This is a genomic window from Guyparkeria hydrothermalis (genome assembly GCF_023555375.1).
Lineage (GTDB): Bacteria > Pseudomonadota > Gammaproteobacteria > Halothiobacillales > Halothiobacillaceae > Guyparkeria > Guyparkeria hydrothermalis.
This window is the reverse complement of the sequence record NZ_JAJSEE010000003.1, coordinates 243,039-259,665: the sequence shown is the minus strand read 5'-3', so window position 1 is coordinate 259,665 and position 16,627 is coordinate 243,039. Positions and strand designations below refer to the sequence as shown.

The window sequence follows — 16,627 nt, the reverse complement described above, 5'->3', positions numbered from 1 at the left end:
CGGGCCCGTAACCGGCGTTACTTGTGACGCATATCCTGCAGCGCCTCGTTCATCTTGAACAGCACGATCATCAGCTCACACCAGATGCGCGCGCCGATCGCGCCGAACACGATGGTCAGCAGGCCCGAGATGAACGTGCCGAACGAGAAGCCGTTAAACCCGCCGAACATCATGCCGATGCCGCCGATCACCACGCCCACCAGCAGCAGCCAGTAGATGACGGTAATAAATTTCGGCGTCAGCATCTTGTCGAAGAAAAGAAGGTCTTTCATGGGTCTTGGTCCTTTTTTGGTTCTTGGTTTTTTGAAGCACGAAGGACGATCAAGACGGGGAACGGTGCCGCGCTGCCGAACACAGTGCGTCAGCCGCTTTGGATGGCCGGCAGGGGAACGCCAACCGGGGGAAATATCGGAGAACAACAGATTCCCTTCCAAGCGTCTCGACTTCCTGTCGAATTTGCTTCCAGCCGAGCCTACCACAGGCAGCGTGACCCGGATTGCGGCCTGACAGTCAGGGCCCTCCCCCTTCTGGGGGCTACCCCATCTGATCCGGCGCCGGCTTGCTGCTATTGTCGTATCGCTAGCCGTGCAGCGTTTCCCTGGTCAGAAAAGGAGTCTTCCGTGAGTCAGCGCCCTTCGCCCAACCCGTCCGCGCACTGGCTGGCGGATATCGACTCGCTTGATCGCGACGACTTGATCGAGCGCCTGCGCTCCTTGGCCGCTGAACTCGACCGGGTGGAGGGGCGCGAACGCGCACGGGCCGGGCAGCAGGTGCTCATCGATGACCTGACCGGCCTGGGCAATCGCCGTGACTTCGTGCGCCAGCTGGACACCCTGTTCAGCCAGCATCGGCGCAACGACCTGCCGGTGAGCCTGATCCTGCTCGACATCGTCCAGTACCTGAACCACCACGGCCCGTCGGCCGAGGACCGCGTCCTGCGCGCCTTCGGCGACTGCCTGCGCGAGACCCTGCGCGGCATGGACATGTCGTTTCGCATCGCCGACCACGAGTTTGCCGTGATCCTGCCCGACACCCCGGTAGCCGGCGCCTCGGCGGTGGCGGACAAGCTGCGCCTGGCGGCGGCCTACTTCCTGGTCGAGGACGCCGAGGCCTCGACGCGATTTGATGTCAGCGTGGGGGTGGATGCGTTCCGGGAAGAGGACGAGGATGCCGATGCCATCGTCCAGCGGGCTTACGAGGCGCTCGACGAGAGCCGGGCGGCGCAGGCGGATTGGGGAGAACCAGCGCCCGAGAAATAGGGCTCTCTTCCCGTCCCCGCCTCAACGCTTCCCCTGTAGGTCGGACTTCAGTCCGACGTCGGCCAAAGGCCGACTACCTCAAATCTCGGATAAATGCTGGTGGATCGTTTCGCACGCCTGTTTGCGCGGGGCGGCCATTAATTAACGCCCTGCCAGGCGCGCGAGCCCCTTTTCTTGCTTGTCCAAGAAAAGGGGCGAAAAGAAAGACACCCCACGGCTTGGCCCTTCGGGCCTTCGAGGCCGGACGCGGTCCGACCTCGAAGCCTCACGACCGACGGGTGGCCAGGGAATCTCTGCACGAATCGATGGTGCCTCTGGCTCGCGGGTATGTTCGCAATCGAGGCGCCGGGCCGAAGGCGGGCTCATTGCCCGTCGAGGGACGGCAACGACGAGTGCGGGCAAACCCGCGAGCCCCGCACGGGCGGGCCGCCAAGGGCCCATCTGCGGCGTTGCGGCGCTTGCGAATGGCGACGGCCATTCACGGCGCACCGCGCCTTGCATCTAGACCCTTGGCGGTCCCGCAGAGGCACTATCGATTCGTGCAGAGATTCCCTAGGGCCGGCTCGACGCGACGTCGTGTCGCGCTGAGCCTCGGAGCGACGTCCATGTCGCTCCGACCCCGGCCAACCGCCGGCCGTGAGGCAAGCCGTCAGGGGGGAAAGCCTCCGTTTGCCGCCGTGCAGATTTAGCCCTCTGGGCACCCCTTCCACCTGAACGCGAAGGCAACCTCAAGTGTTGGAGGCTCGCAGCAGTCGAAATCGAAGGGTGAGCCCCTTACGCCTTGCCTCGCGGGCGGGGAATCGCAGGGTCGGGCCGCCAGGGACGGCGGCCCGAGGTTCGCCGCGACAGGACGTCGCGTCGAACCGCCCCGTCCGCGATTGCCCGTTCGCGAGGCTGATCGCGGCAGCGATCAGGCCCGCAGGGCCAAGGCGTCGGGGTGTCCTTCTTTTCGTCGGTTTTCTTGGACAAGCAAGAAAACTGACTCGCGCGCCAAGCACGACGATCAACCAGTGCCAGCTAGCCCAGCCGGCGCGTGAAATTCAGGCAAAGCCCGTACTCAACAGCCAGATCGCTTCAGGCTAAACGGGTTCTGACCCCTTTTTTCGATTCAACCCTCTGGACAACCCCTTCCACCTGAAAGCGAAGGCAACCTCAAGCATTGGAGGCTCGCAGCAGTCGAAATCGGAGGGTGAGCCCCCTTACGCCTTGCCTCGCGAGCGGGGAATCGCAGGGTCGGGCTTGCATGGACGCAAGCCCGAGGTTCGCCGCGACACGACGTCGCGTCGAACCGACCCGTCCGCGATGCCCCGTTCGCGAGGCTGATCGCGCAGCGATCAGGCCCGAAGGGCCAAGGCGTCGGGGTGTCCTTCTTTTCGTCGGTTTTCTTGGACAAGCAAGAAAACCGACTCGCGCGCAACGCACGAAGCCGTAGCAATGCCACCTCACGCAACGAGCGCGTGAAACCGATCCACCACACTCCGAGGCGGGGGACACGGACAATCTTTTAGGGGATGAGTTTTGACGGCAAAAATGCCATTCTAAGACATGAAGACCTCCTTCAGAAGAGGGGCGAAAGGTTCTGTTTCAGTCAGTTAGCTTGGTCCGACCCCCTAGGTTATGAGTTCTGTTTCAGTCAGTTAGCTTGGTCCGACCCCCTAGGTTATGAGTTTTATCAGTTCAGTTGGTCAGGTCCGACCCCGCACGATGCCCAAGAGGAGCGGGTTATCCGGCGGCGACAATACCTGTCAACCCAATAACACGATCCTTAAAATGCTCGTACTCGCTACCCTCGCGTCGAACAATGTCAGCCAGCTGAAAGAACCTGTTTGTAGAAGGCGACTCTTTTTTTGCTGTGGCCAAATCCATTTCCGGAACATTAACTATAGTCCAACATTCTGAGAACCCTTCCGCCCTCGCTTTTTGATGACTCTTTTCCGCTTCCCCAACTCGATTATGTATATTCGACCGATCCTGGCCCGCCTTCACCTCAATAGCTATCAGGTTATGAAAGCTGTCATCTCGAAGCTCCTCTCGAATCACGATATCCGGGTCCGCGGCAAACTCAATAACCACGTTTCTGCCGGCGGCATTCTTTAGCTTAATAAACGTCATGCCAGATGAAGTTTCAGCATGCTCGACGATACCATGCACTTCTCTAAAAACTTCCGCGATTCCATCCTGACCCTTTTTATTGTTCCTGCCTCCACGCAACTGGGGCCCTAAAGTTATGATAGTAAGGTCATCCACTAAATCCTTACTTATCCTTTCCGCCCCAACTCCTTGAATCAACTCACCTGCGGAACGGTTCATTTGGTCACATAGGTCACCAATTTTTGACTCAACGGAGTTTGCAACAACACCCCTTTCTTCCATCGACTTAAAACTTGTCAGGCCAAAGGAAGAGGTATAAAACTCCTTTTTACTAAAACCAAGAAGCATTCTGTAATAACCAATCAAGTAAGGGCTGGATTTCAGAATAATCGGAGTGGCAAAAAATATTTCACCTCTTAACCCCTGCTTGGCAACTTCTTGGACCCCACTCCCTGGCGCATGGGCTTTAAGCTCGACCTCTAACTTTTCAAACTGATCATCAGTGAAAGACCCTACAACTTCGAACAAAGCATCCTGCAGGTAAAGCTTCCGCATTTTCCCAAGAATAAATGAGAAATCAATCTGCAACTCGGGTGGTGGAATGTTAATTGTCATTAAACCGCGACCTTCACAACGTTGCTCTGGATAACCCCCAGTCGACTTGCCGCCAAGTCCACGTACTCAGGGTTTAACTCTATGCCAACGTACCTACGACCGAGACTTTCGGCTACGACCCCAACCGTCCCTGAGCCAAAAAATGGGTCCAAAACGTAATCACCATTCCGAGAAGATGCCCGAACACAAGGCTCAACCAACGCCGTTGGAAAGGTAGCAAAGTGTGCACCCATAAATGGCTGCGTCTTGACGTCCCACACTGATCTGCGATTCCTCATAGACCCGTTAAATCCTTTTTCTTTTACGGCCTCCTGATCGTAATAATATCGCTCACTCTTCGTAAACATGAACAAATATTCATGCGATCGTGTTGGCCGATCTTTCACACTTTCTGGCATCGCGTTAGGCTTGTTCCAGATAACATCTGTTCTCAAGTACCACCCATCATCTTGTAACGCCAGCGCAAGGCGCCATGGCAAACCCAACAGGTCTTTTGGCTTCAAACCCTCTGGGGTATCAGGGCGGACTGTCATTTGGCGCGCCGGATTCTTCTTGTCTGAAGCACGATATCCTCGGTTACCACTAGTGTAGCCATCCCCTATATTCAGCCATAAAGTTCCATCTTCACTGAGGACGCGCTTCAACTCAGAAAAAATAGCCACTAAGTGATTAATAAACTGCGCCATAGTGGGCTCTAGGCCAATTTGCTTATCATACCCGTAGTCCCTGAGCCCCCAATATGGAGGTGAAGTAATGACGCATTGAATAGAATTTGAGGGAAGGCGCTGCAAGGTTTGCAAAGCATCTCCCTCATAAATAACCGAATCACCAAGCTTCAAAGTAGCCGGTGAAGGGACTTTTGTTTTTCGTGCCATGCTAGCCACCCAGAACGCAATTATTTCATCCGGAAAATTCAGACACACCAAAAAAATTCACTTCGCATCCAAGCCCCGACTCGCCATATTCGCCGCCCGAAACAACGCCCGCCGCTTGTTCAACGTCTCTTCCCATTCCGTCGCCGGCACGGAATCAGCAACAATCCCACCCCCAGCCTGAACATGCAGCTGCCCATCCTTGATCACCCCGGTACGGATGGCAATCGCGGTATCCATATTGCCGTTCCAGGCCCAGTACCCCACCGCCCCGGCATAGACACCACGCTTGACGGGTTCGAGCTCCTGGATGATCTCCAGCGCGCGGATCTTCGGTGCACCCGAGACGGTGCCGGCGGGGAAGGTCGCGCGCAGGACGTCCATGGCGTTCAGGCCCTCGTCGAGCTGGCCGGTGACCTGCGAGACGATGTGCATGACGTGCGAGTAGCGCTCGATGATCATGCGCTCCTCGAGCTTGACGCTGCCCACCCGGGCGACGCGGCCGGTGTCGTTGCGCCCCAGATCGATCAGCATGACGTGCTCGGCGATCTCCTTGGGGTCGCTGAGTAGATCCTGCTCGAGGGCCTTGTCCTCGGCCTCGGTGGCCCCGCGCGGGCGGGTGCCGGCGATGGGACGAACGGTGACCGTGCCGTCCTCGAGACGGGCGAGGATCTCGGGGCTGGAGCCGACCACGGTGAACTCGCCGGCATCGATGAAGTACATGTACGGCGAGGGATTGATGCTGCGCAGCGCCCGGTAGAGGTCGATCGGCGCGGCACCGAACTCGATGCTCATCCGCTGGCTGGGCACCACCTGCATGACATCACCGGCCGCGATGTACTCGCGGATGGCACGCACGGCGTTCTCGTAGCCTTCGCGGGTGAAGGTGGCGGTGAAGTCGTTCTCGTCGATCGGCTTGCCCGGGGCGCTCGAGCCGTAGTGGGCCACCGGCTCGCGCAGGCGGGCGGCCAGCCGGTCGAGGCGCACGTTGGCGAGATCGAGCGCGCCGGGCTCGGCGGGGTCGATCAGGGTGACCAGCAGCAGCTCGCTGGAGAGGTTGTCGACCACGACCACCTCTTCGCTCGCCATCAGCAGGATGTCGGGCACGCCCAGCGGGTCGTCGGCGTCGAAGTTGGCCAGGCGCGGCTCGATGTAGCCGATGGTCTCGAAGCCGAAGTAGCCCACCAGCCCGCCGTGAAAGCGCGGCATGTCCGCCGGTTCAAAGACGCGGTAGCGAGCCTTGAAGGTCTCGATCCAGGCGAGCGGGTCGTCGACGGTTTCGTCCTCGACGATCTCGCCGTCCCTTTTCACCACCACGCGGTGTCCGTGGACGGTCAGGACGGTGGAGGACGGCAGGCCGATGATCGAGTAGCGCCCCCAGCGCTCACCGCCGGTGACCGACTCGAACAGGTAGCCGAACGGGCCTTCGACCAGCTTGTGGTAGACGGACAGCGGGGTGTCGTAGTCGCCCAGCACGCGGCGGGTGACGGGGACGCGGTTGTAGCCCTCGGCGGCGAGTTGCTCGAGGTCGACGCGGGTGGGCTGGTAGGGCTGGAAGCGGTTGGGCATGACGGGCTCCGATAAGGAAAAGGCGACGGACGGGGACGAGTGGGCGTTCAGCTACGCCATCGTCTCCGCCATCGCCTTGAGTCGGTTGCCATCGTCGGATCCGCCATCGTCTAATCCGCCATCGTCCCTGGGCCGGTCATGGTGGTTACCGGGCGATCAGGCCGGAAAGCTCGGTCATGGAGTCAATCACGGCATCCGGGTCGAAGTCGCGGATGTCACGCCCGTGGTTGTAGCCGTAGCTCATGCAGACGATCGAGAAGCCCGCGGCGCGCGCGGCCTTCACGTCGGAGATCGAGTCGCCGATCATCAGCGCCTCGGAGGGGTGCACGTGGAACCAGCCCGCAGAGTAGATCAGCGGGGCCGGGTCCGGTTTCTTCAGCGGCAGGGTGTCGCCGCTGATGACCACCTCGAAGTGATCGCGCAGGCCGGTCTGCTCGAGCAGCGGCAGGGTGAAGGCGGCGGCCTTGTTGGTCACGCAGCCCATCGGCAGGCCGAGGGACTTGACGAACTCCAGCCCCTGAGTGACGCCGTCGAAGACCTGCGAGTGCTGACCGTTGTTCTCGGCGTAATGACGCTTGAACACCGGCAGGGCGCGGTCGAGCTCGGCCGGATCGGGCGTGCCGTCGAGGTCGTTGGTCAAGGCGCGCTCGACCAATCGCTCGACGCCGTTGCCCACCCAGTTGCGAACGTCCTCTTCGGCGCGCTCGGGATTGCCCAGCTCACGCTGCATGGCGTTGACCGAGACCAGCAGGTCGGGCACCGAGTCGACCAGGGTGCCGTCCAGGTCGAACAGCACCATGCGCGGCGTGAAGCGTGGCATCACTTGACCTTGGCCAGCTCGTCGCGCATCGCCTTGACGATGCTGTCGTAGCGGTTCGGGTCGGAGTCCTGGCCCTTGCCGAACAGCGCCGAGCCGGAGACGAAGGTGTCGACGCCGGCCGCGGCGATCTCGCCGATGTTGTCGGCGTTGACGCCACCGTCGATCTCCAGGCGGATGTCACGGCCGGAGCGGTCGATGATCTCGCGCGCCTGGCGGGCCTTCTCGAGGGTCGCCGGGATGAACTTCTGGCCGCCGAAGCCCGGGTTGACGGACATCAGCAGGACGATGTCGACCTTGTCGATCACCCATTCCAGCACGTCCAGCGGGGTGGCCGGGTTGAACACCAGGCCGGACTGGCAGCCCTGGTCGCGGACCAGCTGCAGGCTGCGGTCGACGTGCTCGGTGGCCTCCGGGTGGAAGGTGATCGACGTGGCGCCGGCCTTGGCGAAGTCCGGGATGATGCGATCGACCGGCTTGACCATCAGGTGGACGTCGATCGGCGCGGTGACGCCGTGCTTGCGCAGCGCGTCGCAGACCAGCGGGCCGATGGTCAGGTTCGGCACGTAGTGGTTGTCCATCACGTCGAAATGCACCCAGTCGGCGCCGGACTTCAGGACGTTGTCCACTTCCTCGCCCAGGCGGGCAAAGTCGGCCGACAGGATACTCGGGGCAATGATGTAGTCGCTCATCTCGCGGTCCTCGGATAACGGGAAAGATTCGGGGAAATCGGGTCGCGCAGCGCCCGTCCCGATCGCCGGAACCGGCATCGGGTGGAACGGGCACACGCGCGGAAACTGCGCTTAAGGAACCTCTGCGCGAATTGGATACCACTCTGGCTTGGCGAGCCGTTCGTGATCAAGGCGCGATGTCGCCGGCGTGCCGGCGGCCACGTCAAGACATCGCAACGCGGAGCACGGGCGGCTCGCCAAGCCCCGTAGGGCGTGCCTTGAGCCGGGCACCTGCGGCGTTGCCGTCCGAGGATGCGGGAATCACCCTTCCGCGACGGACGGTCGCCTTGCATCTGCCCGGCTCAAGGCACGCAGAGCGGTATCCGATTCGTGCAGAGGATCCTCAATGTACCGGATTCGGCGCGATTTTTTAAGAACGGCATGGTCGCGAGGCCCGCCGCGGTTCGCGTCGGGGGCGTTCGGCGAGCGCCTCGCCGAGGCCTCCTTGCCGGACGGCGCAGCGACGGCACGGCAAATCGGCTAGACTCCCCCGACATTTTCCAGCCGAAACCACGATTCAACATCACTATGTTCCAGACCGAACTGCTGCTGCGCGAATTCGTCACCCACGATGTCCAGCGATACATCCTGGCCAAGCCCGAGGGCTTCTCGTTCACGCCGGGACAGGCCATCGAACTGGCCATCGACGAGCCCAAGTGGCGCGACCAGGGCCGCCCGTTCACGCTGACCAACCGGGTCGACGATCGCGTGCTGGAACTGATGATCAAGAGCTACGGCAGCCACGACGGCGTCACCCAGCACCTGGCCCAGTCCCAGCCCGGCCAGAAGCTTTTGATCTCCGAGCCGTTCGACAGCTTCAACTACGAGGGACCGGGCTGGTTCATCGCCGCGGGCGCCGGCATCACGCCGTTTCTGGCCATCATTCGCGATCTCGCCGACCGCGGCCAGCTCGACGGCCAGAAGCTGATCTACTCGAACAAGACCGCCGGCGACATCATCCAGCAGCGTGAGCTGGAGGCCGCCTTCGGCGAGAACGCCCACTTCGTCTGCACCCGCGAGAACTCGCCGCTGTGCACCCACAGTGGCCACGTCGACGACGCCTTCCTGCGCGAGCACGTCCGCGATCTCTCCGAGGAGTTCTACGTCTGCGGCCCGCCCGCCTTCACCGAGCAGGTGAAGAAGACCCTCGGCGATCTGGGCGGCAACACCCGGAGCATGGAATTCGGCTGAGCCAAGCCGATCACCGGACGAAGAAAAGCCGCGTCACGGATTACCCGGGCGCGGCTTTTTCATGCCCCCTGCGCAGAAACAAACGCTGTAGGAGCGCCTTCAGGCGCGGAACACCCGGATGTGTAATTTCGCGGCTAAAGCCGCTCCTACGCCAGGGCGGACGGTTCGAGTTCAACCAAGGTCGATATCGAACCACTCGGTGACGCGCACCCGGGCGAGGTGGATGCGGTAGACGGTTTCGCGGCTGATCCGGCCGCCCTGGAGACTGACGCGGAAACTCAGCCGGCGACAGCGCGGTTGCCGGGCGAGCACCTCCATTAGCGGGGTGTCGGCCAGGCCGGTAATCGCACGACGCAGGCGCGGGGTGAGTGGGCCGACCGCCTGGGTCAGGGCGTCGACCCGGACATCGCCGCTCTCCAGCCGGACGCGGCGTTCCCAGACGCGCGTGACCCTGGGGGTCGGCCAGCGGCCGGCGACGTGCCCGCGCCACCCCTCGTCGAGGCGGCGCACCACCACCGGGTGGCCAGTATGCCGATGCAACGCCCGCGTGAACGATCCGGTCGTGGTCGCCAGGCGACGTTGCGCGGGCGGGAGGCGGAACAGCCTCTGGTCACCCGCCGGCCGGGCCGTGGTGCGGAAGCAACCCAGGGCAAACCGGCTCATGGCGCCTCGGGGGCAAACACGGCGGCCCGCCCTTCTCCGCGTGGGTCGCTGGCCGCCTCGAGCCGGCCGTCGTCACGCCACCAGGCGACCGCCTGCATGTTGCCAAAGCCGTCATTGACCTCGATTCGGTGCCCCATCAACTCGAGTTCGGCGCGCTGTTCGTCGCTTAGCAGGCCGGGCTCGACCTCGATGCGATCCGGCAGGTACTGGTGATGGATGCGCGGCCCGGTCACCCAGTCGTCGAGGGGCTCGCCGCGGGTCGCCGCCAGCACGCCGCCGAGCACCATGGTGATGATGCGCGAACCACCGGGCGTGCCGAGCACGCCGACCAGATCGTCGCTGCGCACGAAGGTGGGTGACATGGAGGACAGCGGTCGCTTGCCCGGCTGAACCGCATTGGCCTCGGCGCCGACCAGCCCGTAGACATTGGGCACGCCGGGCTTCTGCGAGAAGTCGTCCATCTCGTCGTTCAGGAGCACGCCGGTGCCGGGCACGGTCACGCCGGCCCCGAAGGGGTAGTTGATCGAGAGGGTCGCGGCGACGTAGTTGCCATCCGCGTCCATCACGGAGAAATGCGTGGTGTGCGGTCCTTCCGGCTCGGTGACCACCGGGGCGAGGCTTGACGAGGGCGTGGCGTCGGTGGGCGAGATACCCACCGCCAGCCCGGCGGCGTAGTCGTCGCTGGTCAGCCGTTCGATCGGCATGTCGACGTAGTCCGGATCGCCCAGGTATTCGGCGCGATCACGGTAAGCACGACGCATCGCCTCGACCCGGTAGTGCAGGCCCAGCACGGACAGGTCGTCCAGCTCGCCGGCGCGGCGCGCGAGGGCGTCATAGGTGTTCAGCATCTGCGCGATGGCCACGCCACCGGAGGAAGGCGGCGCGGCGGAGACCACCTCGAAGCCGCGGAAGCGACTGATTACCGGCTCGCGCTCGACCACGCGGTAGCCGGCCAGGTCCGAGCGACACCAGATGCCGCCGGCCTTGCGCACCCCGTCGACCAGGCGACCGGCCAGCTCGCCCTGGTAAAAGCCGTCACGGCCCTCGATAGCGATGCGCTCGAGCGTCTCGGCAAGGTCCGGCTGGCGAATGACGTGGCCGATCTCCGGCAGCTTGCCCCCGTCGAGGAAGATCGAGCGACTGCCCGGGTCGGCGGCCAGCACCTCCTCGCGGAAACCGGCCAGGCGGCGATACATCTCGGTGACCTCGAAACCCTCGCGCGCGGCGCGGATGGCCGGATCGAGGGTCGTGGTCAGCGGCAGTGCGCCGTAATCGGCGGCCAGGTGATCGAGCGCGGCGGGAATGCCGGGGATGCCGGCGGCCAGCGCCCCGTCGACGGACCGATCGGGCTGGGGATTGCCCTCGTCGTCGAGATACATGTCGCGCGTCGCCTGCCCCGGCGCCCGCTCGCGGGCATCGAGCATCACGTCGCGCCCGCTCGCCGCGTCATGGAGCAGGTAGAAGCCGCCGCCACCCAGCCCGGAGCTGTACGGCTCGACCACGGCCAGCGCGGCGGTAATCGCCACCGCCGCGTCGAAGGCATTGCCGCCGGCCTCGAGCACCTCGCGCCCGGCCGCGGTGGCCATCGGATGGGCGGTGGCCACCGCGGCCTGCCCCGGTGACGTGGCGCTCGCCTGCACGAGCCCCCACGGCAGGAGAACGAGAACGATCGCGAGCCGGCGCAAGGCGTTCATGCTCAGCCCCCGCCGATCGCCTGGACGATCTCGACCCGGTCACCGTCGGCGACCACCGCACTGGCGTGCTCGGCGCGGGGGCGGATCTCGCCGTTGACCTCGATCGCGTAGCGCTTGCCGCTGGTGCCGGCGAGCGTGACCAGCGCCTCGAGCGTGGTGCCCTCGGGCACGTCGCGCGGCTCGCCGTTGAGTTCGATGCGTACCGTCGATTCAGCCATCCTGATTCCCCTCCACCGCCGGAACCGCCGCCCCGGCGCGATTGTCTCTACTGGTAGACTCCGGGACCGGCCGCCAGCCGGTCCCATCCAATTGTTCGAAGCCGACACCCATGAGCGAAACACCCTGGAGTGCAACACCTCGGGCCGCCTCCCCTGCGTCCCTCGCCCTGCCGTGGAGCGAGATCGACACCGTGCTGCTCGACATGGACGGCACGCTGCTCGACCTCGACTTCGACGCCCGCTTCTGGAAGGAGCACTTCCCGCGGCGCTACGTCGAACTGAGCGGGCTGGCCGAGCCCGAGGCGATGGCGCGCCTCAATGCCCGTTTCGAGGGCCTGCGCGGCCAGCTGGCCTGGTACTGCCTGGACGACTGGCACCGCGCGCTGGCGCCCGATTGCCGCAACGAGCTCGATCTCGTCGCCCTCAAGCGCGAGCTGGCCCACCACATCCGCTACCGCCACGGCGTACCCGATTTCCTCGAGCGCCTGGGCGTAGCGGGCAAGCAGCGCGTGCTGGTGACCAATGCCCACCCGGCCAGCGTCGATCTCAAGTTCGAGCGGGTCGATCTCGCCACGCGACTCGACCGCCTGTTCAACGCCCACGAGATCGGGGCGGCCAAGGAGTCGCCCCGCTTCTGGGACCGACTGGCCGAACAGTTGCACTTCGACCCCGATCGCACCCTGCTGGTCGACGACAACCTGGTGGCGCTGGCCGCCGCCGAGGACTTCGGCATCCGCCACCTGCGCGCGATCACGCTGCCCAACAGCCGCGGCGAGGCGATGGACACCGCGCCGTTCGAGCCGCTGGATGATTTCCTGGCCGCGACGGCGGTTCTGGCCGGCCGATAACGACGGCGAAAGCCTCGCCCCAAGGCTCCGTAGGAGCGGCTTTAGCCGCGAAAGGTCGCGACAGACACTTGGCATTCGCGGCTAAAGCCGCTCCTACAGAGGGCGTCGCGCGCCCCTCTTATTCGCCCTCGCTCGGCGGGACGTAGTCCTCGGGCTTGTCTTCCTTGCCCTCGAACAGGAATTTCTCCATCTCGCGGACCAGGAATTCGCGCGCCTTGGGGTCGATCGGCGTCAGGCGGTACTCGTTGATCAGCATGGTCTGGTGGCCCAACCACTGCTGCCAGGCCGCCTTGGAGATGTTGTTGTAGATGCGCTCGCCCAGCTCCCCCGGGTACGGCGGCTTGGGCAGGGCCTCGGCCTCGCATTGCAGGCGCTGGCAGAAGACGGTGCGGTCAGTCATGAAAACCTCGTTCGCGGCTCGAATGCATGGTGTGCGGCGATGATAACAGTGCCCCGCCGCCGGCGTTGAGGTTGGCCGGGTCGTCAGCCATCACCGAGCGAGGCGCGCCGCCGCTCGCGGATCAGGCGCTGGACGGGGGCCGGCAGACCGACCGGCGGGGCATCCGCCAGCCGCTCCGGGCGATGCCACTCGCCCTGCCCCTCGGCAAGGCCGCCGTGCTCGACCGTCACGCCCAGCACCTCGGCGTCCAGCTCGAAATGGCTGAACACGTGGCGCAGGAAACCCAGGTGGTGCCACTCGCCCTCTCGATGCAGACCCAGCCGGGCAATCCGCTCGTCGGCATCCTCGGCCCGCTCGACGATGGGCGGGCAGGCCAGCCCGCCCCAGATGCCGGTGGCGGGGCGCTTTTCCAGCAACAGCCGACCCTCGCCGTCCTCCAGCCACAGCAAGACGCGCCGGCGCACCGGCTTGGGCTTGCGTTGCCGGCGAACGGGCAACTCGCCCTGCCGATCCTGTCGTCGGGCCTCGCAGTCCTCACTGACCGGGCAGACAACGCAGCGTGGCTTGCCACGGCGACAGACGGTGGCGCCCAGGTCCATGATCGCCTGGGTGTAGTCGGCGGCACGGGTCGCGGGGGTGTGCTCGTCGGCCAGCGCCCACAGCCTGCGCTGCGTGGCGGCGGTTTCCTGCGGGGTGTCGATGGCGGCGTGCCGCGCGAGCACCCGCTTGACGTTGCCGTCCAGGATCACCGCACGGCGATCGAAGGCCTGGGCGACGATCGCCGCGGCGGTGGACGGGCCCACGCCCGGCAGGTCGGCCCAGCCGTCGACCGTCTCGGGCACGCCCGATTCCGCCAGGCGGCGCGCGGCGGCATGCAGGTTGCGGGCACGGGCGTAGTAACCCAGTCCCGACCAGAGCGAGAGCACGTCATCCGCCTCGGCCGCCGCGAGCGACTCAATATCGGGGAAGCGCGCCATGAAACGCTCGAAATACGGGATGACCGTGGCCACCTGGGTCTGCTGGAGCATGATCTCCGAGACCCACACCCGGTAGGGCGTGCGCGGGTGCTGCCACGGCAGGTCATGCCGACCGTGGTCGTCGAACCAGGCCAGCAGACGTTCGGCGAACGGGGCCGTCACGGTCCGCGGCGGGGCCGTTTGCCCGGTCGCGTGGCAGGCGATCGCTCCCGACTCACAGGCCGAAGCCCTTGAGCAGTTCCTTGACCGGCGCGGCATCGTCGCCGAGGCGCTTGTCGATCTCTTCCTCGACGCGAGTCTTGACCTCGCCCTTGGCCGCCTCGCGGGCCAGCGCCTCGAGGTCGAGCGAGATGGACGGATCGGCAAAGCTGCCCTGGATGCGAATCGGCACCGGCACCTGCTTGAGGCGCTCGAGCTCCTTGCCGCCCTGGCCGGTGGCGGTGTTCACGACGGTCGCGGTGACCTGGTAGTCGATCTGCTCGCGCGGCAGGTCGACCTCGCCCTTGCCGGCCACCCGCAGCAGCGGCGAGGCGCCGGCAAGATCGTCGTTGCGCACCACGCCGTTGCGGATGGTGGCCGTGCCGGTGATCGAGGTGAAGTCGGTGGACAGCTCCTCGGGTTCCGGCTCGGTCTTGCCCTCCAGGCGCGCCTGGGCCCGACGCAGCAGGTAGCCGATGTCGAAGCCCTTGATCTTGCCGTCGCGCAGGGCCATGTCCGCGGTACCGTCCAGGCCCGCCTTGAGCTGGTCGACCCGCTTGCCCTGGGTGGTGACGTCGAAGGCGACGTCGCCGCGACCAAGCAGTCGATCCTCGTCCATTACCGCGGTGAGCAGCGGCTGCAGCGCGACGCCCTGCACGCGCCCCTTGCCGGCGTAGCTCGGCACCTCGCCGCGCACGTCCAGCGCACCGCTGGCGTTGATCGAGCCGTCGAAGGCCTTGGCGGCCAGCTCCGCCAGTCGCAGCTGGCCGCCGGCGGCGGTCAGGTGCACCACCGGGCTGGTCAGGCGATAGTCCTCGTAGCGCAGGCTTTCCAGTTGCAGGCGGGCATCCAGGTTGAGCCCGCGCAGGGTCTCGACCGGCAAGTCGATCTCCGCGGTCTTGGCCGCGGCCTGACCCGACCCACTGCCACCGGACGACTCGCCGCCGTCCGTCTCTCCCGGGGCCTTGTCACCCGCGGCCTTCGGGGCGAGGTAGGGATTGACGTCGAGCTCACCGCCCTCGAGGCGCGCGAACAGGCGACCGGTCTCGAGGTTGTCGATGCCGGCACGCCCGGTCAGTGCGTTGCCGTCGAGCGTGACCCGCAGGTCGTCGAGCATCGCCCGCGACGGGGTGACGTCGATATGGCCGGAGAGCGCGACCTCGCGCAGGGCCTCGGCGGAGCGCATCTCGGGCAGGGTGATCCCCAGCCGATCGGCGAGCACGCGCGGATCGAAGGCCGCGACCTCGATCGGGCCGGCGGCGACCAGCTCACCGCTGTCGAGGCCGCTGACGTCGAGCCGACCGTTGGCCACGACCGGGTCGGAGGTCAGTTCGAGGTCGTCGATGGTCGCGGTCCCGGCCTGCATGTCCGCGGCCAGGGCGGCACTCGCCGCGACCTGCAGGGTCTCGCTCATCTCCGGCAGCCCCTTGAGGTCGGCCTCGATGCTGAGGCGCGGCAGCTCGTAGCGCCCGGCGGCCCAGTCGGCCTCGAGCACGGTCTCGAGACGGCTTTCCAGATAGGTGAGCGGCCCAACCGCCTTGCCGTTGAGATCCAGCACCACGCCGTCGAGCCGCGCCTGCGATTTCGCCAGGCGCACGTCGGCCTTCTCGACCTGCAGCATGGCCTCGATGCGCTCGGGCAGACCGGCCTCGCCGCCCGTCTCGCCCTCCTGGCTGGCGACGAGGTTGAGATCGAGCCCCTCGAACAGCATGTCCTGGCGATCGAGCCAGATCTGGGCACGGGTGGTGAGATCGACACTGCCGCTCATCGGCGGCATGTCGGGCATGGCCAGCCGGAAGCCGGAAACCAGCTCGATGTCGGTGGGCGCGCCGTCGGCCAGTTCGCCGGTGGTCAGGTCCAGGCCGTCGATGGTCAGCTGCTGGCCCGCCTGTTCGTCGCGCCAGTGCAGGGTGGCGTTGCGGATGTCCACGCCGCCGACGGTAAGCACCATCGCCGGGCCGTCACCGTCCTGCGGCTCGACCGTGTCCGGCTCGCCGCCCGCGGTCTCGGCCGACTCGGCGGAGCGCTCGACCAGGTCGTCCCAGTTGCTGCGCCCGTCCTCGTGGCGGGTCAGGTGGATCTCGGCGTCCTCGAGCAGCAGGGTGCCGATCTCGAATTCCCCGCGCAGCAACGGCAGCAGCGCGGCCTGGGCCTCGAGACGCTTGACCGTGACCATCGACTCGGGCTCGAATCCCTCGGCATTGGCCAGCACCACGTCCTCGGTCGCCGCGCCCAGCCAGGGGAAGATCGTCACGGACAGGTCGCCGTTGAACTGGATGCTGCGCCCGGTCTGCTTTTCCACCTGGGCGGCGATCTGCGGCTTGTAGTCGTTGGGATCGAAGGTCAGGGCGAAGGCGGTGATCGCCAGGATGGCGACCAGGACGATCGCGGCGAACAGCAGGCCAATGCGCTTGATCCATTTCATGCGGGGGCGTCCTCGAGTGTCGTTGGCCGGGCACGGTTACCCCGGAAACCCCGCTGGCT

At 65.2% G+C, this 16,627-nt stretch carries 15 protein-coding genes; 3 read left to right on the top strand and 12 right to left on the bottom strand.

Annotated features, from left to right (window positions below):
• Nucleotides 1-17: 17 nt before the first annotated feature.
• On the bottom strand, nucleotides 18-272 hold the full coding sequence (locus tag LV475_RS06105) for a DUF4282 domain-containing protein (protein WP_136867982.1): 255 nt from the start codon (nucleotides 270-272) through the stop codon (nucleotides 18-20).
• 348 nt (nucleotides 273-620) lie between these two features.
• On the opposite strand from LV475_RS06105, the gene LV475_RS06100 reads away from it, so the two are divergent.
• The gene (locus LV475_RS06100; protein WP_250105935.1) at nucleotides 621-1,259 is read left to right on the top strand and encodes a GGDEF domain-containing protein; all 639 of its coding nucleotides are present in this window, start codon (nucleotides 621-623) and stop codon (nucleotides 1,257-1,259) included.
• Between the two features lie 1,722 nt (nucleotides 1,260-2,981).
• On the opposite strand, the gene LV475_RS06095 is transcribed toward LV475_RS06100, so the two are convergent.
• The 5 genes from LV475_RS06095 to rpe all read right to left on the bottom strand — a co-directional run bounded on the left by LV475_RS06095 (nucleotide 2,982) and on the right by rpe (nucleotide 7,915).
• Nucleotides 2,982-3,965 carry an XcyI family restriction endonuclease gene (locus LV475_RS06095; protein WP_250105934.1) on the bottom strand — a complete coding sequence of 328 codons (984 nt, stop codon included), beginning with the start codon at nucleotides 3,963-3,965 and terminating at the stop codon, nucleotides 2,982-2,984.
• Nucleotides 3,965-4,840 (bottom strand): DNA-methyltransferase, encoded by an 876-nt coding sequence (locus LV475_RS06090; protein ID WP_250105933.1) that lies wholly within the window; start codon nucleotides 4,838-4,840, stop codon nucleotides 3,965-3,967. Before LV475_RS06090 ends, LV475_RS06095 begins: the two co-directional genes overlap by 1 nt.
• A 57-nt stretch (nucleotides 4,841-4,897) precedes the next feature.
• Nucleotides 4,898-6,406: an anthranilate synthase component I gene (gene trpE / locus LV475_RS06085; protein WP_250105932.1), complete on the bottom strand. Its 1,509-nt coding sequence runs from the start codon at nucleotides 6,404-6,406 to the stop codon at nucleotides 4,898-4,900.
• 145 nt (nucleotides 6,407-6,551) lie between these two features.
• The gene (locus tag LV475_RS06080; RefSeq protein WP_136867979.1) at nucleotides 6,552-7,226 is read right to left on the bottom strand and encodes a phosphoglycolate phosphatase; all 675 of its coding nucleotides are present in this window, start codon (nucleotides 7,224-7,226) and stop codon (nucleotides 6,552-6,554) included.
• The gene (rpe, locus tag LV475_RS06075; protein ID WP_136867978.1) at nucleotides 7,226-7,915 is read right to left on the bottom strand and encodes a ribulose-phosphate 3-epimerase; all 690 of its coding nucleotides are present in this window, start codon (nucleotides 7,913-7,915) and stop codon (nucleotides 7,226-7,228) included. Before rpe ends, LV475_RS06080 begins: the two co-directional genes overlap by 1 nt.
• A gap of 567 nt (nucleotides 7,916-8,482) precedes the next feature.
• Here rpe and LV475_RS06070 point away from each other — a divergent pair.
• Nucleotides 8,483-9,145, top strand: coding sequence for an FAD-binding oxidoreductase (locus tag LV475_RS06070; RefSeq protein ID WP_136867977.1), 663 nt, complete (start codon nucleotides 8,483-8,485; stop codon nucleotides 9,143-9,145).
• 171 nt (nucleotides 9,146-9,316) lie between these two features.
• On the opposite strand, the gene LV475_RS06065 is transcribed toward LV475_RS06070, so the two are convergent.
• The 3 genes from LV475_RS06065 to thiS are packed head-to-tail and all read right to left on the bottom strand — an operon-like array spanning nucleotide 9,317 to nucleotide 11,720.
• The gene (locus LV475_RS06065) at nucleotides 9,317-9,808 is read right to left on the bottom strand and encodes a chorismate--pyruvate lyase family protein (protein ID WP_136867848.1); all 492 of its coding nucleotides are present in this window, start codon (nucleotides 9,806-9,808) and stop codon (nucleotides 9,317-9,319) included.
• Nucleotides 9,805-11,502, bottom strand: a complete 1,698-nt coding sequence (ggt, locus tag LV475_RS06060; protein WP_136867849.1) for a gamma-glutamyltransferase — start codon at nucleotides 11,500-11,502, stop codon at nucleotides 9,805-9,807. Before ggt ends, LV475_RS06065 begins: the two co-directional genes overlap by 4 nt.
• Nucleotides 11,503-11,504: 2 nt before the next feature.
• The gene (thiS, locus tag LV475_RS06055) at nucleotides 11,505-11,720 is read right to left on the bottom strand and encodes a sulfur carrier protein ThiS (protein WP_136867850.1); all 216 of its coding nucleotides are present in this window, start codon (nucleotides 11,718-11,720) and stop codon (nucleotides 11,505-11,507) included.
• A 110-nt stretch (nucleotides 11,721-11,830) separates the two neighbouring features.
• On the opposite strand from thiS, the gene LV475_RS06050 reads away from it, so the two are divergent.
• A complete protein-coding gene (locus LV475_RS06050) occupies nucleotides 11,831-12,568 on the top strand; it encodes an HAD-IA family hydrolase (protein WP_136867851.1) in 738 nt (245 codons plus the stop codon).
• Between the two features lie 118 nt (nucleotides 12,569-12,686).
• Here the strand turns inward: LV475_RS06050 and LV475_RS06045 are convergent, their stop codons facing one another.
• From LV475_RS06045 to LV475_RS06035, 3 genes are all read right to left on the bottom strand, one after another.
• A complete protein-coding gene (locus LV475_RS06045) occupies nucleotides 12,687-12,968 on the bottom strand; it encodes an oxidative damage protection protein (RefSeq protein WP_136867852.1) in 282 nt (93 codons plus the stop codon).
• A gap of 83 nt (nucleotides 12,969-13,051) precedes the next feature.
• Nucleotides 13,052-14,107: an A/G-specific adenine glycosylase gene (gene mutY / locus LV475_RS06040; RefSeq protein ID WP_247709540.1), complete on the bottom strand. Its 1,056-nt coding sequence runs from the start codon at nucleotides 14,105-14,107 to the stop codon at nucleotides 13,052-13,054.
• Between the two features lie 52 nt (nucleotides 14,108-14,159).
• Nucleotides 14,160-16,568: an AsmA family protein gene (locus LV475_RS06035; RefSeq protein WP_136867854.1), complete on the bottom strand. Its 2,409-nt coding sequence runs from the start codon at nucleotides 16,566-16,568 to the stop codon at nucleotides 14,160-14,162.
• Nucleotides 16,569-16,627 lie beyond the last annotated feature (59 nt).